This is a genomic window from Runella salmonicolor, from assembly GCF_024158025.1.
Classification (GTDB): Bacteria; Bacteroidota; Bacteroidia; order Cytophagales; family Spirosomataceae; genus Runella; species Runella salmonicolor.
Map to the genome: position 1 here is coordinate 295,263 of NZ_JAMZEL010000006.1, position 23,501 is coordinate 318,763.

The 23,501-nt window shown below is 35.0% G+C and carries 19 protein-coding genes and 1 tRNA gene; 19 read left to right on the forward strand and 1 reads right to left on the reverse strand.

Features of this window, described 5'->3' with window-relative positions:
* Positions 1-34 precede the first annotated feature (34 nt).
* From NCI00_RS16510 to NCI00_RS16535, 6 genes are all read left to right on the forward strand, one after another.
* The gene (locus NCI00_RS16510) at positions 35-907 is read left to right on the forward strand and encodes a DUF8464 domain-containing protein (RefSeq protein ID WP_253529295.1); all 873 of its coding nucleotides are present in this window, start codon (positions 35-37) and stop codon (positions 905-907) included.
* Positions 908-1,232: 325 nt separating this feature from the next.
* Positions 1,233-1,439 (forward strand): hypothetical protein, encoded by a 207-nt coding sequence (locus NCI00_RS16515; RefSeq protein ID WP_253529297.1) that lies wholly within the window; start codon positions 1,233-1,235, stop codon positions 1,437-1,439.
* A gap of 107 nt (positions 1,440-1,546) precedes the next feature.
* On the forward strand, positions 1,547-1,756 hold the full coding sequence (locus NCI00_RS16520; protein WP_253529298.1) for a hypothetical protein: 210 nt from the start codon (positions 1,547-1,549) through the stop codon (positions 1,754-1,756).
* 5 nt (positions 1,757-1,761) lie between these two features.
* Positions 1,762-2,328 (forward strand): hypothetical protein, encoded by a 567-nt coding sequence (locus tag NCI00_RS16525; RefSeq protein ID WP_253529300.1) that lies wholly within the window; start codon positions 1,762-1,764, stop codon positions 2,326-2,328.
* 28 nt (positions 2,329-2,356) lie between these two features.
* The gene (locus tag NCI00_RS16530; RefSeq protein ID WP_253529303.1) at positions 2,357-2,989 is read left to right on the forward strand and encodes a hypothetical protein; all 633 of its coding nucleotides are present in this window, start codon (positions 2,357-2,359) and stop codon (positions 2,987-2,989) included.
* 202 nt (positions 2,990-3,191) lie between these two features.
* Positions 3,192-4,238, forward strand: coding sequence for a hypothetical protein (locus NCI00_RS16535; protein ID WP_253529307.1), 1,047 nt, complete (start codon positions 3,192-3,194; stop codon positions 4,236-4,238).
* 381 nt (positions 4,239-4,619) lie between these two features.
* On the opposite strand, the gene NCI00_RS16540 is transcribed toward NCI00_RS16535, so the two are convergent.
* Positions 4,620-4,693: transfer RNA gene (locus NCI00_RS16540), tRNA-Ile, on the reverse strand.
* Between the two features lie 75 nt (positions 4,694-4,768).
* Here NCI00_RS16540 and NCI00_RS16545 point away from each other — a divergent pair.
* The 13 genes from NCI00_RS16545 (at position 4,769) to NCI00_RS16605 (ending at position 23,443) form a co-directional block, all read left to right on the forward strand.
* Positions 4,769-6,073 carry a tyrosine-type recombinase/integrase gene (locus NCI00_RS16545; protein ID WP_253529310.1) on the forward strand — a complete coding sequence of 435 codons (1,305 nt, stop codon included), beginning with the start codon at positions 4,769-4,771 and terminating at the stop codon, positions 6,071-6,073.
* 1 nt (position 6,074) lies between these two features.
* Entirely contained in the window at positions 6,075-7,544 is a 1,470-nt protein-coding gene (locus tag NCI00_RS16550) for a hypothetical protein (RefSeq protein WP_253529312.1), read from the forward strand.
* A gap of 198 nt (positions 7,545-7,742) precedes the next feature.
* Positions 7,743-8,912, forward strand: a complete 1,170-nt coding sequence (locus NCI00_RS16555) for a hypothetical protein (protein WP_253529314.1) — start codon at positions 7,743-7,745, stop codon at positions 8,910-8,912.
* A 537-nt stretch (positions 8,913-9,449) separates the two neighbouring features.
* The gene (locus NCI00_RS16560; RefSeq protein WP_253529316.1) at positions 9,450-11,165 is read left to right on the forward strand and encodes a type I restriction-modification system subunit M; all 1,716 of its coding nucleotides are present in this window, start codon (positions 9,450-9,452) and stop codon (positions 11,163-11,165) included.
* The gene (locus NCI00_RS16565; protein WP_253529318.1) at positions 11,162-12,331 is read left to right on the forward strand and encodes a PD-(D/E)XK nuclease family protein; all 1,170 of its coding nucleotides are present in this window, start codon (positions 11,162-11,164) and stop codon (positions 12,329-12,331) included. Before NCI00_RS16560 ends, NCI00_RS16565 begins: the two co-directional genes overlap by 4 nt.
* 31 nt (positions 12,332-12,362) lie before the next feature.
* Positions 12,363-13,736 (forward strand): restriction endonuclease subunit S, encoded by a 1,374-nt coding sequence (locus NCI00_RS16570; RefSeq protein ID WP_253529320.1) that lies wholly within the window; start codon positions 12,363-12,365, stop codon positions 13,734-13,736.
* 134 nt (positions 13,737-13,870) lie between these two features.
* Positions 13,871-16,828, forward strand: a complete 2,958-nt coding sequence (locus tag NCI00_RS16575; RefSeq protein WP_253529323.1) for a type I restriction endonuclease subunit R — start codon at positions 13,871-13,873, stop codon at positions 16,826-16,828.
* Between the two features lie 367 nt (positions 16,829-17,195).
* Positions 17,196-19,223 (forward strand): phospholipase D-like domain-containing protein, encoded by a 2,028-nt coding sequence (locus NCI00_RS16580; RefSeq protein ID WP_253529326.1) that lies wholly within the window; start codon positions 17,196-17,198, stop codon positions 19,221-19,223.
* Positions 19,224-19,242: 19 nt separating this feature from the next.
* Positions 19,243-20,235, forward strand: coding sequence for a hypothetical protein (locus NCI00_RS16585; RefSeq protein ID WP_253529328.1), 993 nt, complete (start codon positions 19,243-19,245; stop codon positions 20,233-20,235).
* Between the two features lie 332 nt (positions 20,236-20,567).
* On the forward strand, positions 20,568-20,735 hold the full coding sequence (locus NCI00_RS16590) for a hypothetical protein (RefSeq protein ID WP_253529330.1): 168 nt from the start codon (positions 20,568-20,570) through the stop codon (positions 20,733-20,735).
* A gap of 63 nt (positions 20,736-20,798) precedes the next feature.
* Positions 20,799-21,428 carry a hypothetical protein gene (locus NCI00_RS16595; RefSeq protein WP_253529332.1) on the forward strand — a complete coding sequence of 210 codons (630 nt, stop codon included), beginning with the start codon at positions 20,799-20,801 and terminating at the stop codon, positions 21,426-21,428.
* A 1,025-nt stretch (positions 21,429-22,453) separates the two neighbouring features.
* Positions 22,454-22,921, forward strand: a complete 468-nt coding sequence (locus tag NCI00_RS16600) for a hypothetical protein (RefSeq protein WP_253529335.1) — start codon at positions 22,454-22,456, stop codon at positions 22,919-22,921.
* Between the two features lie 171 nt (positions 22,922-23,092).
* Positions 23,093-23,443 carry a hypothetical protein gene (locus NCI00_RS16605; protein WP_253529337.1) on the forward strand — a complete coding sequence of 117 codons (351 nt, stop codon included), beginning with the start codon at positions 23,093-23,095 and terminating at the stop codon, positions 23,441-23,443.
* Positions 23,444-23,501: the final 58 nt, after the last annotated feature.

Sequence of the window (23,501 nt, forward strand, 5' to 3'; positions counted from 1 at the left end):
TTATCTAATATTTAGGCCGATAAAGAAAAAAGAAATGATACCACAGCAAACCATCGAATCAATCAAACAGGTAAGCATTGTAAACTACCTGTATAGCTTAGGCGTTATGCCTGTCAAACTTTCAGGCGTTCGTGTCGTTTATTTCTCTCCCAAAAACGATGAACGTAACGCGTCGTTTTTTGTGCATCCCAAAGAAAACACCTTCCACGATTTCACCAGTGGCGAACGTGGTGACATTATCCGCTTAGTCCGTTACCTAACCAACTGCACTTTTATCGAAGCCGTTGATATACTACAAAAATTCGCCTCTATCGAACAAACCGCAACCTTTTCTTTTATCGGCCAAAATCCCGTATCAACTCCCAAAGAATCAAAATTTATCATAACAAGCGTGACACCCCTAAAGAGCAAAGGACTTTTTAAGTACGTTCACGACCGTTGCATTTCTACTACCCTAGCAACGAAGTATTTGAAGGAAATACATTACCGACGTGGCAACAAAAGGGCTTTTGCCGTAGGGTTTGAAAACGACAAAGGAGGTTTTGAAATTCGTAACCCTTATTGGAAAAGTTCGACCTCTCCCAAATGGATAACAACCTTTCCAGTTTCAAACTCGAATACGCTCAATTTATTTGAGGGCTTTTTTGATTTCCTTTCTTCATGTTGCTTTTTTGGTATCACAGAGCCACGAAACACTACTGTTGTGTTAAACTCATTGTCAAACCTCAATCATGTCTTAGAGGGCATTAAAAGCTACAAACAGGTAAACATCTATTTTGATAATGACAACGCGGGTTTAAGCGCGAAAAGCGTCATTACAGAAACAGGAGTCAAAGTATTTGATGGTAGCAAATACTACCCAAACCATAAAGACTTTAACAACCTCATTACAGGGGGGGAATATTAGAGGGTATTTACAAGGGTTTTTACAGGGTTATTTACAGTTTTTGCCATTGTTCGCCCCCTTTAACCCGTCGTTTACTAATCAATAATTGATTCACAATTCGTACCGATATGAACCCAAAACGAACAACAAACCCCGTATTTAAAAAGGTGAGAACTATCAAGTATTTGGATGATGGTTCTTATATAAGAGGTTTATTTTATACAAAACCATGCCTTTTTTGTGAAAGTGAATTTGAAGCCCAAAGGCAAGAAACGGCCTTTTGTTCGCAACGTTGCCAAAAAGCCTACCGTAGAAAAATGATTTTACAATCAAACAATCTCGAACCATGAAACGGCTGTTTATAAAACGAGATGAAATCATGCAAATAACGGGTTGGGGAAAGACCAAAACGGGGGAAGTGTGTCAAAATATCCGATTTAACTACGATTATCCCCCAAATCGAAAAGATATTTTGGTCAAAGATTTCGCTAACTACTTAGATTTAAACGAATTAGATATTCAAGAATCCCTTCAAAGTAGTACAAAACGATAAACAAAAACCCTGATTTTTCCGAATCAGCCCGAAAACACCGCCAACTAAAAGCGGTGTTTTCGTCTTTTGTAGGGTTAAATCAACTATCAAACAAAACATCTAAGACAATGGAATCAAGAAATTTTTCGGAATCATTTAGAGTAAAATCAACGGGATACGTAGAACAGTTTTCCAGTTACAACGCGGCTCGTCAATCGTTTGACCGTCTCAAAAAAAAGAAGGAAAAAGAAGGATTAAGCAGTTTTAAAATTGTCCTTCAACACAAATCAAAAGATGGTGTTTGGGAAACAATGGATAGTATTTCGATAAAAGACTAACTACCATGCAATATTTTCCTACAAATCTTGTCAGTGTCCAATATGTCTTTAACACCCTAGAAAACTTCAAAGGTCAACCCGACGAAGTTTTATTGGTTGTTCGTCAAGAGGCTATTCAAAAGTTAGGGGAATTGGCTATTGACATTAGTAATGACATACAAAAAGTAGCAGACCGCTATCAATTGCAAATCAATCGCGCTAAAATCCTTACCAGTGTTGCGGCTATTACAGGGGCTTTAACAAGCATTGTTTCCAACGCTATACCAAGTACACCGAAGGCACAGGACACCGAGAATGCCGACTCTGAAAATGCCAACAAAGCACAAGCCAAAATTCAGCTTGTTAATTCTGTGGGAACAATTTTAACCTTGATTAGTGGAACACTTGCCGTAGTAAGTAGTCAAAATTCAATAAAAGCACAAACCGAATTGCAAACCTTACAATTGAAATTACAAAATGTCTTAAATGGAATTAAATCTATTCAGGACATTCAAGATAAAGCCAATTCGTCTACTTTGTCTCCTTCTACGGTTGGCATTGGTTTAGTTGTCTTGGTTTTACTTTTCAAATGAAGTTAATCAACCTATCAATTATCAAACTATGGCTAATCAACTCGTTTATATCGAAAGACTACCGTTAAGGTATTCACACAAGCAGCAGTTTGAAGCGGCGGTTATAGGCATTGCTCTAAAATATGACTTCAACCCCAATTGGTTAATGGCCTTAATGTACCTTGTCACAAAAGGCCAACTTAGAACGGGGTATTATTCGACTTCTGGAAATGTTGGCTTAATCCAGTTTAGCCAATCTACCGCGCAACTATTGGGAACAACACAGGGGGTTTTAGCAAGCTCAACCCATTTTGAGCAGCTTAATTACGTTGACAAATACCTAAAATACCGAAGGGCTAAAGGTCAAATTAGAACCATTACCGATTTGTACATGGTGTTATTTCACCCATCATTATTACACAAACGGCAAGATGGTATTATTGTCTACAAAAAGCCCTCCAAAGAATACGAAGACTTAAAAGAGTTTGATTATTTGGGCAAAGGATATTTTACACTTGAAGACGTTTCAAAGCTGATAGAGAGTTATCTTCCTGCTACAACTCATCAAGGCTACCCTATTCCAGTCGAAAACCCGCGCAAAGGTTATCCGAGTCCTAAAAATGAGAACCGTCTTTTAAATTGGCTCTCTCGAATGGTAGCGGCCTATTTAATACACAAATAGAAGCCATTCCAGATTAAACCATGCCCCAATCGTCATAAACTGAGACGGTTGGGGCATGGTTTAATCTGGCATAGTCACAGTTTGTGATTGACATGACACTAATAGAGGTCGAGTAATCATAACTCATAAGCTAAACATAGAGAAAAAATAAATAGAAATTAAGTACCTTCGTACAACTGCTTTATTGTAAAAAACAAATACTATGCCTATACGAAAAGGAAGAAATAATCCAGTATTTAAAGACTTATTATCAAACTTTGATAAAGGGGAAATAATTAAATTTTTAGGGTATTTAACTCCACTTATTCTCTCAGTTGTAATCGCATATTATACTCATTTAGATGTAGCAGACCAAATAGACCTTGCATCTAATCAATTCAAATATGGTAAAGATAAAGACAGTTTGGATAACGTCGACCAACAAAGGAAAGACAAAATAAGCTTTACTAAAGATAGTTTATCGCTTGAATATGCTCGCCGAAGTTTAGACTCTATTAGTTTAGATACAAAGGAAATACTAAGGGCTTCTGAAAAAAATAATCAATCTTATTTGCGGGAAATAAGTAGATTGTTAGCTATTCAGGCAAAACAAGCCGAAGCGTTAATATCAAATTACGATCTCCAAAAGGATTTGAATTCACCTGTACTTGAAATTGAGTCTTTCCAATTAGATAGTAGCCAAATGAGGCAAGACGGAAATTCTACGGATATTACCTTGAAAGGGAAATTTAAACTTTCAAATATTGGTAATATAAATATAAAAGATTGCTTAGGGAGTTTGTATGCTTCTTACGAATGTTCGACTAATCAAGCTGAGAAATACTACTCTTTTACTCTTGGCGGGCCTTCTCAGATTTCTGGTATGTTTACGAATAAAAATCAAGAATATATTGATATAATGTTGAAAACTTTAAAAATCGCTAATCAGATTGAAGTAGGATTTGAGATTTCAGCTCACAACATTCCCACAGCTTTTGTGTATAAAGTTGATATTCTATTTGCTTTTTCATATTCAAGTGATGTATTCAATGATGCCAATAAAAGCTTGTATAAGCCGTATAGCGTGTTCTTAATGCCAATTAATGGTAGTTACCATCGTACAATATATAATATTCCTTTAACTAAAGAAACCTTAGGTATAATGTTTAAGTATGACCCAAATAAAATAAAATCTATTGATGAAATTTTTCAGAATCAGAGTTATACTCGTGACTCTAACAGCCCTTTTCTACCTAAAATTTTCAATTAGTTTAACTTTTACAAGCTGTTAAATAATAAGTCATTCTATAACTTATTTCCATTATATGTTTTATACACAACAAAAACCCGCAAAACAGCTTGTTTTGCGGGTTTTGTACTTTCTGTGGACTCCACTTAGGTATTTATGAGTCATTTGATATTTTAGTATATCCGCACTTATAAAGGTAAAAATGCTATTTCAATAGGAGATTTGTGATTAGTCGCTCGTCATTGTATGCAGCTCAATCACAGTATAGAATAATCTGATTTTTAGCAATCAGATAAAAGACTATTTATCAGCACGTTAGGAGTAAATAAAAATACAGTTTTAGAAGTGTAGTGAAATAAAAAACCGTAACTAATTAAAAATCAATTAGTTACGGTTAAATTGTGGGCCCAGTAGGGCACGATCCTACGACCCCCTGATTATGAGTCAGATGCTCTAACCAACTGAGCTATGGGCCTAAGTTAAATTTATATACACAACTCCCTCTCTATAAGCTACTTACAAAAATTACTAATTCTCTCTTCTTAACAGGTATGAGAGCTTTAGATGATTTCTGTGTATCAAATTGTGTATCAAATTTTAGCTATGTTTTTAACACTATGAAAGCACACACTCCTACGGCAGAAGTTGTATTGGATAACAGAAAAGCCAAGCAAGATGGCACATACCCCCTAAAATTGAGAGTTACCTTCAATAGAATAAGGAAGTATTATAATGTAGCAATGCCCTCATTAAGTGAAGTAGATTTTAACAAACTAGACTCCTCAAAGCTGCGTGATCCATTTCTAAAAGATGTCAAAGTCAATATCACTGCCACAGTATCTAAAGCCCACAGTATCTTTACCCAACTAAGCCCCTTTTCCTTTAATGACTTTGAAAAGCTATTTTTTCCAAAAGAGGAAGGTGCAAATCCTGCCAATGTTTATTCTACCATTGAGTTATATGTCAAAAAATTAAGGGAAGAAGGCAGACTCGGTACAGCCAGTTCCTATGAGTGCACCCTAAATTCACTTCACAATTTCAAAAAGAAGCTTAGGTTTGAGGATATAACTCCTGACTTTCTCAATAGTTATGAAAGATGGATGCTGACCAATGGTAAGTCTTCTACTACAGTGGGTATCTACTTACGCAGTTTAAGAACCATTTTTAATCAAGCAATTGAAAAGGGGCTGATTGAAAGAGAGAAATATCCCTTCAAAAAATCAAAATATCAGATACCAGCTGGGCAAAATATCAAAAAAGCACTCACCATGAATGAGTTAAAGAAGATTTTTGAATATGAAGCCCTTACTGACAGTATGGAGGCCAAGGCAAAAGACCTTTGGATGTTCTCCTACTTATGTAATGGTATCAACATTAAGGATATTTGCAGGCTAAAATTCTCAAACTTGGATGGTGATAGATTGGTGTTTTACAGGGCTAAAACTGAAAATACCAAAAAGAGCAACCAAAAGCCCATTGTTGTTTATTTGGGTGCAGATGCCAAAGTGATTATTGCCAAATGGGGTATTCCTGACCAATTGCCCAATAATTACATTTTCCCTATTTTGCATCCCAACATTACCCCTGAGAGGGAAAGAGCATTGGTCAAAGATCTGACAAAGCAGATCAATAAATACATGAAGCGTATAGTGGAGAAATTAGGTATAAATAAACCTGTAACTACTTATGCTGCAAGGCATAGCTTTTCAACAGTGCTCAAAAGGAGTGGTGCTCCCATTGAGTTCATTTCTGAAAGCTTGGGGCACAACAGCCTCAAAACCACAGAACACTACCTTGATAGCTTTGAGGATGATGTAAAAAAGCAATATGCAAAACTTTTGACCAATTTTAAATGACATGGATTTTAGCACTCTAAATGAACTATTTGACGGTACATTCCAAAAGAATTTTTTGAAGCACCTCCAGAAATTACCCAAGGAGTCCTTAAGCCAAGAAGTAATTGATATTATAAACAAACATACTAAGGGAGGGGGCTTACCAAAAGAATTTGAGGAGGATTTTTCTCTTACTATATATGTCAATATGTCTTTGGAAGATGATAGTTTGCCTGATTTCAACACTTTTCAGGCACTAAAACATAAATACTACACAGGAATCATAAATCAAAAAAGGGCAGTATTATTAGATGAATTTAATAAATGGCAATTCCAAGTTGCCTCCACCCCAAGTAATCAACCCTTGGCAGAAAGAATAGAGTTATTATTGGGTCAGCTGAAACTCATTGAGCATCAGCTGCTCAATAATCTTTCACTTGCTTTCTATAGAGATGGTATAATAGATGCCTTGAATGACATTAAACAGGGGCTGGGAGAATTTCAGCATATTGCAATTAGATACGAAAAGCCAACTAAAAAGGAAGATTTTCTAAAATTTTACACTGATATTTTAGAAACAGAGCAAGGATTTGAGGAAAACATACTGGATGGCTTCTTCAAAAAAAGGGTCAAAATCAATTCTTTAACATTTGCCGAAGACCAAGATGTCTTGACTAATGACCCTTTTGAGCATTCGTATTATGTAATACCCTTCAAAACTTATTTTCAGCAAAAAACCTCAGCCATTTACTTTAAAATGAGTATGTGGCTTAACACTCAACCGGCAGAGAGTCAAATAATGGAAGCTGCTGCTTTCATTAACCAGATCAACTCCTACATTAAAAAAGCCCAGCAATATACAATTAGGCAGCGGTATGCAGAGATTGAAAATGTGTTGCTGAAAGGGGATGATGGAATACCTTACTCACTTGAAGTTCCTGCTTTTTTCACCCAAGAAACTTCTTTAGAGACAAGGTTTCCATCAGTCAGGCAATCACTTGAAGAAATTTCAAAAAGCATATCAGAAAAGCACCTGCCTGAATCAGAGTTCATGCATGAAAATAGGGGTAGAGGAGATAAAAAGACATCAAATTCAAGGAATTCAGTAACAAAATATGGGTTTTATATTGATAATAATAGTAAATCCATATCTATAATAGATTCTATATGGAATGCACTTAAAAGTGAAAATCTGATTCATAATCGTACAAAATTTTCAATTTTTAGAAAGGTTTTTAACCAAGGAATAATAAAAGAGAAAATAGATTGGCTTGGTGATATAAACCAACTGTATTATTTTGTCAAGCTACTGACTGAAAATACAGAATATAATAACACGTCCAACAAGAATAAATGGCAGATAACTGTAGACTGTTTTAAAGTTAGGGGTAAAACCATTGAAATAAACCAACTACAAAGAACTAAAAACCCATCAAGTAAAAATAGACGGCCAATTCTTGAAATCATCAATAAATTTAAGAAAATGAAGTAATTCTATACGTAGTCATTTCTACATAATATTATACCTTTATCAGCTATTTTAAAAATTTTTCATTTGTAACTCACTAAAAAATAGATAGTTACACACGTACTGTTCTACCATTATTCTACCTTTACTACAAAAAATACACCTATCTGGTACATGATATATGAGGAATAGTCCTCAATATATTTTAACTTTTTTTTAGTAATGAGTACATACCCAAACAATTCTTCATCACCTGTTGGTAGCATCATGAATGAAGAGCAGGCAGTAGTTAAACCCCTACCAACCACTGCCCCAAATGAACTGCTAAAATCGCTTTTAGCCAAAGAGAGTGATTTAATGGAAAGGGCTGCCAAAGAGGTTGTGTTTTCAAAGCCATTGGTAAGTATGGATGAAACTCCCATTTTTCGTAGAGGCACAATCAATCTCATTCAAGGAAAACAGGGTAGCCATAAATCAAGACTTGCCGAACTTATTTGCAGTTTTTTACTGAGTAAATCAGAGGAGCATCAGGCTAACTTCCTCAACTTAAAAAAGACAGATGAACCAGTTACCGTAGTCTGCATAGATACTGAAAGGAATACAAAAGAGGAATTACCAGTAGCTATTCAATCTATTAAAAAGAAAGCAGGATTTAAGATAACCGACCATCCTGCAAACTTTAGATATACATCATTTAAGACAGTTCCAAGGAAGCAAAGATTGCTGGCATTACGAGCTTACATTACAGAAGTGCAATCAAAAAACAGTGATCCATTGTTTGTCCTGCTGGATGTAGGAACTGACTTTGTTTCAAATTTTAACAATGAGGAAGAAACATTGGAGTTTTTTGATTACCTCAATATGCTGTGTGAGGAGTATGAATGTACTTTTCTTATAACTATTCATCAGAATCCAGGTACAGATAAAGCCAGAGGACATTTTGGAACTGAGGGGACTAATAAAGCTTCAGGAATTATGCAAATCGGATTTGTAGATGGGAATGAGGAGCTAATCAGGTTAAAATTCCTTAAACTCAGAACAGCAAAACGACACAAGCCTATGTATTTGTTTTTTGATGAAGATTTACATGGACTGGCACTTGCTACAGATGACCATATCAAAAAGAACACAGCAGAAAGAAAAAAAGTGGCCGATGTAGAGCTTGTGGCTGAAAAGTTAGGAGAATTATTAACGACTTCCATGCTCCAAAGGGACTTGTTGAAAGTGTTGACATCATCCTTTGATTGCTCAGAAAATACCCTTAAAACCAGATTGCAGGAAATAGTTGACCAGCAAGTTGAAATTATCAATGAGCAAGGCCAACCCTGTACTTTACAAATAAAAACAGCTAATGGTAAACCTACTGTCTATGAACTCCAAGAGATAGAATAAAATATTAGCAATAATATAAGCCCAACCAAAACAGTATGTAATATAGTCAGTTGTCTTGGTTGGGTTTACTTTAATGCTTTAAGGGTTAGTATAAAGTCAGAAAAGCTATTCTAATTTTTTACCTTATACACCAAAAGCAGGGGGGGCTATCGCCATAGCTTGTCAGGTAAAATAGGGCCTTTTACATATTACAAAATTCAGAAGCCAGCCAACCTAACCAAACGCTTTTATATACAATTGTTTTGGCTGGGTTGCTCCTGCATAAAGTCAAATCCATTCTGTACAAGGCAACAAAGTTTTTATGACCTACTTACATAGTCAGAATTACTTAATAATCAGGCCAACTATACAATTATGCTTTTTGCCTTTTACAAGAAAGAATCTGTTTCTTGCCATAAAATCAGCAATACATCACAGCAAAACCCAGCCAACTAATATAACTTCCTATAAAGGGATTGTTTTGGTTGGGTATAAATTGATGTGTATATCCTTCTCAAATTGATTCTTATATTGCCGACTGAACCAATCAACCCAACAATGGCCAACCACCAAGAAATCTCTTCTTTTATCTGGAATGTGTGTGATGATGTACTTAGAGGGCTGTTTAAACAGCACGAATATGGTGATGTTATCTTACCTTTTGTAGTGCTTCGCAGGCTGGATTGTGTGCTTGAACCACAGAAAGACAAAGCCCATGAACTTTATAATCAGTACATAGGTCAGATTGAAGACCCTAGCCCAATCATTCAAAACCATATAGGGCTGGACTTTTTTAATCATTCTCAGTATGACCTGTCAAGACTTACTCCTAATAGCCTAAAACTCAATTTTCAGAACTACCTGAATGGCTATTCTAAGAATGTCCATGAAATCATTGAGAATTTCCAAATGGATAAGCTGGTAGATAAGCTTCTGAAAAACAACCGATTATATCTACTTATTTCTAAGTTTAAAGAAATAGACCTGCACCCCAATGTTGTTAATAATCACACAATGGGGCAAATTTTTGAAGAGCTGCTTCGCAAGTTCTCAGAAATGAGCAATGAAACCAGTGGAGAGCACTACACTCCAAGGGACGTGGTAAAACTACTGGTAGCTTTGGTGTTTTCAGAAAACAAGGAGGACCTTGAAGGAGAAGGCAAAATCAGGTCTATTTTTGACCCTTGCTGTGGTACAGGGGGGATGCTCACCATTGGCAAAGATTGGATTCTGGAAAACATCAACCCTGATATTGACATTAGACTGTTCGGGCAGGAACTAAACCCCCAAACCTATTCCATCTGTAAGTCTGATATGCTCATTACAGGTCAAAATCCAAGTAATATCCATCTAGGCTCTTCTCTTTCAGAAGACCAACTACAAGGAAAGACCTTTGATTATATGATTACCAACCCTCCTTTTGGGGTGTCATGGAAGTCTGAGCAGGAGTTTGTAGAATCAGAGGCTCAAAATCCACAGGGTAGATTTGCCGTAGGAACCCCCAGAAGTTCTGATGGCTCTCTTCTCTTCTTACAGCATATGATTTCTAAGATGGAGAGCAAAGGCAGCAGAATTGGTGTTGTCTTTAATGGCTCTCCCCTTTTTACTGGTGATGCAGGTTCGGGGGAGTCAGAGATCAGAAAATGGATCATTGAGAATGATTGGTTGGAAGCCATTATTGCCCTGCCTGACCAACTGTTTTTCAATACTGGTATCAGTACCTACATCTGGATTGTAACCAACAAAAAGAAGAAAGACAGAAAAGGTAAAGTGCAGCTCATCAATGCCACAGATTTCAGCCATACCATGAAGAAATCCTTGGGCAGTAAGCGCAAGTATATCACCGACAGCCAAAGGGATGAGCTCATTCAAACCTATCTGGCTTTTAAAGAAAGTGATGTTTCAAAAATTTACCCCAATGAGTTTTTTGGCTTTACCAAGGTAACCATTGAACAACCATTGGTAGATGAAGCAGGCAATCCTGTATTAGATAAGAAAACCAAACTCCCTAAAGTGGATGGCAGTTTGAGGGACTTTGAAAGAGTGCCATTGTCTACTGATGTGGATACTTACTTTGAATCAGAAGTTAAGCCTCACTTGCCCACCGCATGGATGGACAGGAGCAAAGACAAAATAGGGTATGAAATCAACTTCACTAAGTATTTCTACAAATACAAGCCCCTACGAAGCCTGAAAGAAATCACCACAGACCTCATCAAGTTGGAGGAAGAAAGTGATGGCCTGTTTCAACTGATAATGGAAAAGCAACAATGACACAGGAAGATTGGCAAAAGTTTGAAAAACTGGTACAATGGGATGAGCTCAACAAACCCATCAAGAAGGAAGAGCCTACTCTGTTTAAGATTGCAGGCTTTCCTAATTATGAAAATGTAATCAGTAATTTTTACAGTTACTATTTTGATGTTTCTCAGCCTCATGGCTTTGATAATCTGTTTATTACCTCCCTGTTAAACCTCATTGCCAAAGAATCAGGCAAGGAATTCAGCTTCAACATAAAAGCATTTAATGCTTACCGAGAGGTTAGGACAATGAAAGGTGGATTTATTGATATTCTTTTGACAGAGGGAGACATAGGAGAAGATTACAGGCCACTAGAGGATTATGGAGCTGCCATAATCATTGAAAACAAAGTAAAGGCTGAGGTTTACAATGACTTAGCAGATTACTACGATTCAATAAAGAGTTCCAATAAGATAGGGGTTATACTGACCATAGCACCCTATAAAAGCCCTAATAAAAACTATGTATCCATCACTCACAATATGCTCATCAGTGAAGTGACAGGGCAAGCTATCAATCATCTGTTGAATGCTTCCGAAAAGCAGATCATCATTTTTAAAGACTTCATCAAAAACCTCCAATCCTATTACCAAAACCAACAAATGAAACTTGAAATGGATAAGCATGTTGAGTTCTTTTTCAACAATGGGCATGAAGTGACACAGCTTTTCAAGGAGTACAACAATTTTCTGTTGCACCTGAATGAAACCATTGACCTAGTTGCTCAAAATATGCAGTTTGAGTTAATGAACAAAAAAAGCTCAGCCAGAAAGACTTCTGTATTTGGCCTTTCCTCGGCTTCTTTAAGTTGGTGGGTTTATTTGGATGAAATTGTTGATACTAAATCATTCTTGATTGAATTTTGGATTCAGCAGGATAATGAGGTAGTTAACCGGTGGAAAGCCCTTACGGATGCTGATTTGGCACTATTCAAAAGCCATACTAATGATGCAGCTATCATTACAACTACAACAAATTCTGATACAGGGAAGAATGTTTGGAGAAAAATTGGTGCAAAAAAATACACTAACCTAAAATTAGAAAACCTCACCAACTTTCAGGAATACTTTGATGGCATCATGAAGAAAGATTGGCTACCTGTCAAAGAGGAAGTAGTTCGACTGCTTGGAAGTAAATAATAATCAGTATCTTAATTTTAGCCAAATAACCATGTTAGCGATACAGGAAGAAATAGATAAAGCCTCCGCATATCCTGCTTACAAACCTTCTAATATTGAATGGATTGGTGAGATTCCTAAGCATTGGGTAAAAAGTAAGTTAAAACTTCAAAGTAAAATAGTTAATGGGTCTACACCTAGTAGCACAAATGAAGAATTTTGGGATGGTGACATTATTTGGGTTACACCTTCTGATATTAGTAAGTTAAGTTCATGTGAAATACATGATTCAATCAGAAAAATAACTATCGAAGGTTTAAATAGTTGCGGAACAAGTTTAGTTCCTATCAAGTCAATTATTCTAACAACTCGTGCACCTATTGGAAATATAGCAATTGCGGAAACAGAACTGTGTACTAATCAAGGTTGTAAATCAATCATTACAAAAGGGGAGTCTAAGTTTTTATACTACTATTTAAAGTCATTTACTGAAATTTTAGAATCATTAGGGGCTGGAACAACATTTAAGGAATTATCAACAGAGACCTTAAAAAATCTTGAATTTGCTCTTCCACCCCTGCCAGAACAACAAGCCATAGTCACCTACTTAGACCAAAAGACAGCTTTAATTGATGAACTGATTGGCAAAAAACAAAGGAAAATTGACCTGCTGAAAGAACAAAAAACTGCCCTCATCAATCATGCAGTTACAAAAGGGCTTAATCCTGATTTTAGCTTTAAGGATTCAGGAATTGAATGGATTGGGGAGATTGCTGAGCATTGGAACAAGTCAAAGTTGAAGTATAAAGGGAGTTTTTTTAGTGGGTACTCATTTGATAGTAATGATTTTCAAAGTGAAGGGGATATTCGGGTTATCAAAATTTCAAATGTTCAGAACAATGGAATTTCATGGGAAGATTTAAGTTATGTCCCTGCAGATTTTTTTGAAAAGTTTAAAGATTTTAGAGTCTTAGAAGGAGATTTAATATTTGTTTTAACCCGTCCCATAATTTCAACTGGAATAAAAGTATGTTTTTATAATGAAGATTATTTGGCATTACTAAATCAAAGAAATAGTGTTTTTAGACCCCATGAAAGCTCTATTATCAAAAAATTTCTTTTCTATTTAGTTAGAACATTTTATTTTATTGAAGAATTTAAACAGCAATTAAAAGAAACGAATCAGCCTAATATATCAACAGAACAAATTTCAAATATTAATATTTTTTTACCATCACTTTCAGAACAACAAGCTATAGTTAGCTACTTAGATGAGCAAACAGCATTGATAGATACAGCCATAGCCTTAGAAATTCAAAAGATAGACAAGCTAAAAGAGTATCGCCAAAGCCTCATTTCAGCAGCAGTGACAGGCAAAATATGTGTGTTGCCTTTTACTGAAAAGAGGGAGCCAAAGGCAGTTTAACCAAGTTTTATTAAAGCCTCTTACATCACATCTACCGTTTGATAACTTTTAATCATTTTTCATTAAAAGAGCATAGGATTATTAGTATTTTTCTATTAAAATGCCACTCTGACTGATTAATAGTAATACTCAACATGACTGAAAAGCGGTTTGAAGAGCACATTGAAAGTTATCTCACTACCCATTTACATGATGGCCTGAAATATGACTCTGTACATCACAGTCACTATGACCGAACCCTCTGCTTGGTCAACCATGAAGTAATTGAATTTATAAAACACTCACAGCCTGAAAGTTACCAACGCTGGCAAATACAGTTTGGGGAGCAGGCAGATGAGAAGTTATTAAAAAGGCTATCCTCCGAAATACAAAAAGAAGGGGTAATCAAAGTGCTCCGCAATGGCATCAGGGAAAGAGGAGTGTATCTGGACATGGTTTATTTTGAGCCAAAAAGTAGCCTAAACCCAGAACATCAAACCAAATACCTCTGCAACAGATTGAGTGTGGTCAGACAACTGCACTACTCCACCCAAAATGAGAAGTCAATTGACATGGTGTTGTGCATCAATGGCATACCCATCGTCACCATTGAGCTCAAAAACCAGCTTTCAGGCCAAAGTATCATTCAAGGCATCAATCAGTACAAGTTTGACAGAGACCCCAAGAATGAGCCCTTGCTTCATTTTAAAAGGATGCTGGTACATTTTACAGTAGACAATGATACCGTAGGCATGACCTCAAAGCTAAGTGGTGCTGAAACCAAGTTCCTGCCATATAATCGTGATATAGTCAATCCCACAGTGGATGATGGCTACAAAGTATCCTACCTCTGGAAAGAAGTACTTACTCCCAACTCAATACTGGACATCATTGAAAACTTTGTGCTAGAAACCACTGAGTCTGAAAAAGAATGGGATGATAAATCAGGTAGAGTCATTGAAAAAAAGAAAGACCTACTGATATTTCCCCGGTACCATCAGTTGGATGTTATCCGCAATCTTAGAAAGCAAATCAAGGCAGAAGGCATTGGGAAATATTACCTTATACAGCATACCACAGGGTCAGGCAAGAGCTACAGTATAGGTTGGCTGGCTCACACCCTTACTTCTCTTTATCAGAATGCTTCTGACAAAAACAGGATTTTTGACACAGTAATTGTAGTAACTGACAGGAAGGTACTGGACAAGCAGCTTCAAAAAACACTGAGGGATTTGGAGCAGACAGCAGGGGTGGTAAAAGCCATTGACAAGAACTCCGAACAGCTCAAAAATGCCCTTGCCAACGGAAATGACATCATTGTTACCACCATTCAGAAATTTGGGGTGATAGCAGATGCCATGTCTAAGCTAAAAGGCAGAACCTTTGGGGTAATCATTGATGAAGTACACTCTTCCCAAACAGGTGAAACCTCCAAAAAGCTAAAGAAATCACTGTCTGTCAATGAGTTTGAAGAAGAAGAGGAAGAAGATTTTGAAGACATTCTTGCCAGAGAGATTTTGAGCCGAGGCAAGCAAAAACACATTTCCTTTTTTGGCTTTACTGGCACCCCAAAAAACAAAACCCTTGAGCTTTTTGGTAGGAAAAATGAAGCAGGGCAGTTTGTTCCCTTCCATTCTTACACCATGAAGCAATCTATTGCAGAAGGCTATACATTGGATGTGCTCGAACACTTCATGTCCTACAAAAGGTGGTTCAAACTCAAGCAGGAAGAAGGTAAGGAAGATTTGGAGCTGCCAGAGGGTAAGGTAAAGAAAGAGTTGATGAAATTTGTTGACTCCCACCATGAGACTATCAGGCAAAAAGTAGCCATTATGCTCAATCAGTTTGTGCATCATACCCAAAAGCAAATCAGGGGAAGGGCAAGAGCAATGGTAGTAGTAAGGTCAAGAAAGCACTGTGTATTGTTTCAGCAGGAAATGGTGAAGCAAATGAAGGCTTTGAGACTTCCCTATTCCTGTCTGGTAGCATTTAGTGGCAGTATTTCCCATGAAGGCACTGACCATACTGAAACTACCCTAAACACCGAGAATGGCTCACAGAACAATGTTTCTATCCCTGATGCTCTCAAAGACCCAAGATTTAGGATTCTAATTGTGTCTAATAAATTCCAGACTGGATTTGATGAACCCCTTATTCATACCATGTTTGTAGATAAAAAATTGGGAGGAGTTCAGTGTGTACAAACCCTATCAAGACTCAACAGAAAGACCAATGGCAAAATAGACACCTTTGTACTGGACTTTGTGAATGAACCAGAAGAGATAGTTGAGGCTTTCCAACCCTTCTATACCTCAACCTTGCTGACTGGAGAAACAGACTCATATAAGCTGTATGAACTAGAAACCCAGATAAAATCCTTCCATTTATTCACCAAATACGAAGTTGATGAGTTCTGCAAGCTATTTTATTCCGAAAGGCAAAGTGATGAAGTACTACAACCCTTTCTGAATCGAGCTGTGGATAAATGGGCAGAAATTGAGGATGATGATAAAAAGGAAGAATACAGGTCAATTATCAATTCCTATTGCAGGTTATACAGCTACATCTCCCAAATCATGGACTTCCAAGATGCTGAGCTGGAAAAGCTGTTTATCTTCTTGAAATACCTTAAAAAGAAGCTACCCAAGCGAAAAGGAAGTAACATTGATGTCTCTGACTCCATTGATTTAGACTCTCTCAGGATTCAAAAGATTGGGGAAATGAAACTTGCCCTTGAAGATAAGCAAGGTGAACTTGACCCTATTGCAGAAAGTGGCTCCAATGGCAAACCCCAAGAAGAGATTGATTTGTTGTCATCAATCATTCAAAAAGTTAATAATGTACATGGTATACACTTGAAGGATGAAGATAAAATCCACCTCAACAATGTATACGTAAGGATGAGCCAAAGCCCGGAAGTGCAGAAAGTGATGGCAGGCGATAATTCAGAAGCCAACAAAAAGCAGTTTTGGACAGAAATGATGAGCAAGTTCTTTTTGGAATACATCAATGACAACTTTGATTTTTACAAAACAGTTGAGGCTGCTTCCAATAAGCCTATAATTTCAGACATGATGTACCAGCACTTTAAAAAAAGCTGCCAAGCCCAATAGTTACGTATATAGGATATTGTTTTGGTTGGCTGGGTATTCAATTGGTTATTCAAACTCAAGCCGTAAAAAGGACTCCTCAGAAAGACAACTACCGTTTGATAACTTTTTTATAGTTATTTTGAATTGTTTTTGTATAATGCAACAAAATTAATTTCATAGCTTAAATATATGTATTACTAAACCTTTAGCTTGACAAATATTTTTATATTTCTTCAGTATAAGTATCATTTTCAATTTTGTAATTCATAATTTTAATTAATCCTATTGTTCTTTATACATTGGGATTGTACTAAATTATTTAATATCAAAAGTACATTTAAATGCCTCTAAACAACAAATCAAGTTTCAAAATTTCAAAAATAACAAAATGGAATTACCAACAGCTACTGAAACCTTTCAACAAAAAGTTATCAATAATAATGTCGAAATTTTTGAAACAATTAAATATGAATTATCTAATGCACAAAGTGAAATTTTAATTGCCTCTTCATGGTTTACTGACAATGAGTTATTAGATATACTTATTTTACAATTAAAAAAAGGGGTCAAAGTTAATCTTATAATATCAGATAATTCAGATAATGAAAAGCTGCCATTTGATAATATTACTACGTTAGGAGGAGTATATATAAAAATAAAAAATGTAGGGTATGGAATAATGCATCAAAAGTTCTGCGTAATAGATAGGCACTTGGCAATTCATGGCTCTTATAATTATACCAATAATGCAAAAAAGAACAATCATGAAAGTGTGATTTACACAACACATAGTGAAACTGTAAAATCATTAATAGATACCTTTAATAGTATTATGGACAAGGCTAATGAAATTGTATTTGGTTTGAATGGATTAGAGAAAGAGCCCAGCAAAAAGGAAAATTTGCTGGACAACAGTCTAACACCCCCCAATATTGTACAAGAAAAATTGGATTATAAACAAGAGTTTGAAAGAGTTTTAAGTACTTTAATTGAAGCAGAAATAAATCATTTTAATCGTATTGAATTATATGACAATGGCTATAAACGTTCAGAGTCCTGTGGAGGTGACCACAATATCCTCCCTAATGCATTAGATACCATATATTACAACTTTATAAATGATATAAATATTTCTGAAGAACAGAAAAAAATGTTGTTAGTGAAAATAAATGAGCATAAATCCAAAAGCATACAGCTTTTAGATACAGAGTTAGCAAATCGTTTAAATAATATAAAAATTGAATTTCAAAACAATAAGGATATTTATAGTCGTACAATTAAAGAAAAAATTGTTGATATTGAAAAAGCAGAAAAAAAAATAGAAGGAATTAGAAATATTGAAATTGAATCAATTAAAAAGAGTATCACTGAAATAAAGGAAAAAATAAACAATTTAAAAAGAGAGTTTATAAAGCCCCAAATTAAGAAGTTTGAATTCTACCCATTAGTAATATTGTCAGGTTTCTTACTTATTTATCTTTTTCTTTTCTATTCGTCAGCTGCTTACATTTTAGTTTTTAGTAAAGTTGACATCATGCAAAAGATAAAACAGGGGCTAGAAGTACCTGCACATACTGTTTTTGAACCTCATGCACTTTCCTTGGCTTTCAATCATGGTGCTGTATCATTAATAATGATACTAGTATTTGTATCTCTCCCAATTGGCTTTGCCTTAGCGCATAGATATGTTGATAATAAGTTAGTAGCAAATATCTTATCTTATTTCATAGGAATATTTGTAGTGGATACACTAGTTGCAATATTTATTTCTAAGGCTATCCAAGAAGCCAAGAATCTCACAAATGAATCACCTGATAAATGGTCATTCACAGGAATGGCTATAACGGATGTGAATTTTTACTTAGTTTTTGTAATGGGAGCCGCAGCTTTATTAGTATTTAAGTTTGTTTTTGACAAATTAATGAAACAATTTGAAGAGAGAAGTTCAACTATTCATATTCAAAAAGCTAATCTTGAAATTGAGCAAAAAACTGAAGAAATTTCTATTTTAGAAAAAGAAATTGTAGAGAGAGAAAAGAATATTGAGAGTTTACAGATTGAAACTATGGAATACAAAAAAATCATAAATGACCATCAATACAATCTTGATTATCTTCCTACAACTGAAAATAGAGAATTAGAAAAATCTCAAACAGAATATCTTTCTAAAAAACAACACTACGAACATATCAGCGCTATTTATATTAATAAGGTTGAAACTAACAACCCTAAAATTTCAATTGATGCACTAAGAGATAGAATTAATACATTTTTAGAAGGGTGGAATGACTATTTGCATAAGTATTTTTCATATACAATTGCTGCTGATAAATCTAAAAATGCAACATCAACAACCTCTGACTGGCTAACACAAAAACTTTCAAGTAATAAAATTGACCCTCGAATTAATAATTAAATGTAAAATTTATTATAAAATGGGAATTAAGCTTCTTATTTCACTATTCTTTGCTTTTATTGTACTAGGATGTGACACAAATAGCAAGAGTAAAAAGTTTGAAATTATAAGAAAACATTATAATATTAAAATTGCTGTTGACTTATCAAATCGAATAACAAACCCATCCTATAAGTGTTCTATATCTGATATTGATATAGTAAATTCAATTTTAAACTTGATATACCCAACAATTACAAATTATCAGCGCAAAATCAACCAATATGACAAGTATGAACTTGACTTTATCAACAAAAAGCATATCAATGACTATAGTGTAAATACCCAAAATTGTGTAATTGATTTAGCAAAATTTAAAAATAACCAGCTTTTACGAAATGAATATTTAGGTGTATTCAAAAGCACATCTCAATTTAAAACAGAAAAATTAAATTTTTTAAACGAATTTACTAAATTAATACAAGCTGTTAATGCTAACAATGACCATGGTTCTGATTTATTTACTTATTTACAAAATTTGACTGAGCAAGATATTATAACAAAAGAATTAGTAGTAGAAGATGAAAATGAAAAGCTAATAAATAAAACTGAGAATATTATTATAATACTTACAGATGGGTATATCGAAACATCTAATATAAATGATAATAATAAGATGTCGAAAGATCTTTCATTTGACAAAATTAACTCATTTCGCAATGATTTTATTGCTAATGGGCATGGAGAAAATATTGATGTTTTTTTCAAAAATAATAAATATGGCATAATCCCAACCAAAAATGCTTTATTAGCCAACACTAAAATATTAGTAATGCAATTATTTGACAGAAATGCTACGAGTGGGAAAAATAAGTATGAACCATCAGATATGGAAATAATAAAATTATTTTGGACTGATTGGCTATTAAGGTCTGGGGTTAAACAAGAAAATTTTAAACTTATACAGAACACAGAGACTACTTCTCCAATAAAAGCAGAACAAATTATTTGTTCATTTTTAGGTATTATTTAATTTATTGAAAAAATTATTTTTTTTCTACTATTTTTTAGGCTTTGTTGCATGGATAGTCAGTAAAGGTAAAATATAATATTAAACTCGATATGTACAATAAAGAATTGAGCTAAACCACCCAAAGTAAGCTATTGAGGCAGGTAAAAGCCTCGTTTTTGACACTGTAAGCCCATTAAATCTCTATTTCATGCGAACCATGCAACAAAGCCATTTTTTAGAATAAAAAGTCTAAGTATTAAATAAATAGATTAGTATATCAATACTTTATTTTTCTGAACTAAAACACCAGAGAGAATTAAATTAAGTTACTAACAATAACGTAATAGTTTCATATGACAGAAGACAAACTAATTTTAATTATTATTTCCATTTGCTGTGGCATAGGAGTATATGCAATTCTAAGTTTTCTTGTAACAGCTTGGGGATATGAAGAAGGAGCGCATCCTGTCTGGGTAATATTTGGTGCTATAATTGCTTACAATTTTATTAAAAAAAAGTAATTGCTTAAACAAAACCCTAAAGATCATTTTTGATTTTATTGTTTTATCCTAAATAAAATGAAAATGTTGAGCCTAGAAGAATATAATCCAATAAACACAGTTGAAAAAGTCGATAACCTTCTGGAGTTGTTAGATAAACACTTTTCCAACAATTTGAATAGAAAAGAATTAAATGAAATAGAAGTAAAAATTTTAATAAATATCAGGAAAATTAAAATTCAAATATATTTTAAAGAACAATTTTTTAAAAAAATACTTGTAAAATACAATACTAATATACTTGAAAATCCCAAATCAAAAAGCGATGATTCACTGGATTATAAAAGCACAAATACTGATATTAATCCACAAGCTTTAAAATTTATTATTGAATTAGATGCTTTTAATAGCAATCCTGTCTTAGACCACAATGTAATTAAAAGGTATGAAAAGACTCAATTAGAATACTTTAAAGTAGTACGTGATAAAAGGCTAAGTGCAGAAGATTGGGGGAAAATTAGGAGTAAGTTTGAAATCTATACAAATATTATTCGTGACTACATAAAAAATGACAATAGAGAGCCAACTTTAAAGCAAAGGGTTGAAGAACTAAAAGCTCAAAAAAATACAATTATAGATTCTAGTTTTTTGAGTAAAAAAGCTATAGATGTTTTGCCTACAGATACTTCAGAAGATCCAATCCATAGAAAATAAGATCTTTCACTTTGCCATTGTTTAGATTTGTAAAGTTCTGACATCGCTATATTCATATATATTCTATTTAGCCTAGTTATTATACCACCTTTTACCTTTTACAGAAAGAGGGGTATATCAGCTATTTATTTTGAAAGCCAGACTCGTTCAGAAACTACCTCATAGCTTGCCTTGAAAGTAAAGCCCACACACAGCCAGTATAAATAGGGTATTTTAAGCTACGGAATGGATTGTATGGGCTTAGTTCAAAACCAAGCCAACCAAAACAAAAGCCCTATATACATATTTGTATTGGTTGGGTTATAAAACAATAGCTTCAAATAGAGAAAGATATTCTTTTCTGTATAAGGTAAAAGAGTAGTTGTATAACAAGTCGAAGCCAACCAAAATAATTGTATTTATAAGTATTTTGTCTTGGTTGGCTGGGTTTGAAATTGCTAAAATAGTTCTAATGAGAGCCAAGATTTACAGATGTAATTGCTTTTTCCTTATACAGAAGATGGTGATCCCATCACTAGCAGCAAGCTATTCTAAACCTAGCCAACCAAAGTAATGTGTATATAGAGATATTGGTTTGGTGGTATGCTGTTAGCAAAACTATTGACTTACTTGTTTTGTATAAGGCAGAAAGTAGTCTGAGCAGTGCGAGTCTTTTATCTTGACTGGTTGGAACGGTATAAGTGATTAGCCAGCCATTTGGGAACACTTGTTAGGCACTCACTGGTATCTAATCTATCTTGTTTAAGAAAAAAACTACCAAAGCAACCTTTGTGCCTTATACAGGAAAGGGGCATGCAGTATTGCCAATCTTTTTTATTCTATTACCCAACTAAACCCTCAGCATTTTGATTTGGGCTTGGTATTTTCAAACACCCAACTGAAACACTACCCTATGTCAATATTGGTATGCCTTTAATAGAAAATTACCAATCCTGTATCACTGGTCACAATATCCTGTTGAGGTTTGTATTTTTTCATAAAAATCCTTCAAAAAACCATCTTTTTTGATTAAAAAATAGCTGATAATGAGAGTTCTACTGCTTGCCCTGCTTCTGCATCCCATCCAAAAAGTATGTACTGAGGTAAAACTGCCCCCTTATCACCTCTCAAATTGTGTGCAATCAATGGTGGTAGTATTGCAGCAATCCACTACCATCAAATTTAGCCAAAAAGACCTCAAAGAAGTGCATATCAACTATCCTGATGCTTGGCAAATGAGGCAACAAAATGACCCCCGTATCAAAGGAGTAGTGTATAATTTAGTCAAAAGAGGAATTGCTAAGGAAGTAAATATCAATGAATTACAGGCAGGTGACATTGTTCAGTTCTGGAATGAGAGCTGGGGTCATTGTGGGATTGCCAAGGGGGCTAACTACCCAAAACGTTTGCTCTGGCTGTATTCTTCCATGCCTTCTACCAATTTTTCACTTAGGTCTTTTCCCTTCCCTGACAAGTTTTATGCCTGCCGTATCAAAAAACAGTTTCTAAAATAGCCCCCCCCTGCCTTTAAAATGGGTATCTGAGTGTGAATCAATACCCAAACCCTCCCCCCTAGCTTACTGTTGAAGCTCTTACTCCCCTTATTGCTTAAGATAAGAATATTACATTTCTGAGGAGTGTGCTTCAAGGCAAATCAAAACAATCACACTAAAACATTTACAATCATGCTTACAGTAACAGGTTATGTATCACGTACAAGTCAGGAAGGGAAAATGTTCTGTGCTCTGGAACTCACCAGTGATGATCCAGAGATGGTTCTGTCTAGGGCCACAGGTAAATATTACATAACTGCCCGAAAATGCTTCATGAACAGCACTTTTAGTGAAGTTATCTGCAAAAACTTTATTGGTAAGCAATTCCCGGGCTCCATTGCCAAGGTAGAATGTGAACCTTATGAATTTACTGTTCCTGAAACAGGTGAGGTAGTCACTCGTCAGCATCGCTATGAATACAGTCCTGTAGACAGTGGCACTGTGGAAGAGGCTGTATTTGGCAAGCAATTAGAAACTGCCTGACAGTCATTCAAACAGCATTATCAAAGGGGTAGGGTCTTTCTAAAGGCTCTACCCTTTC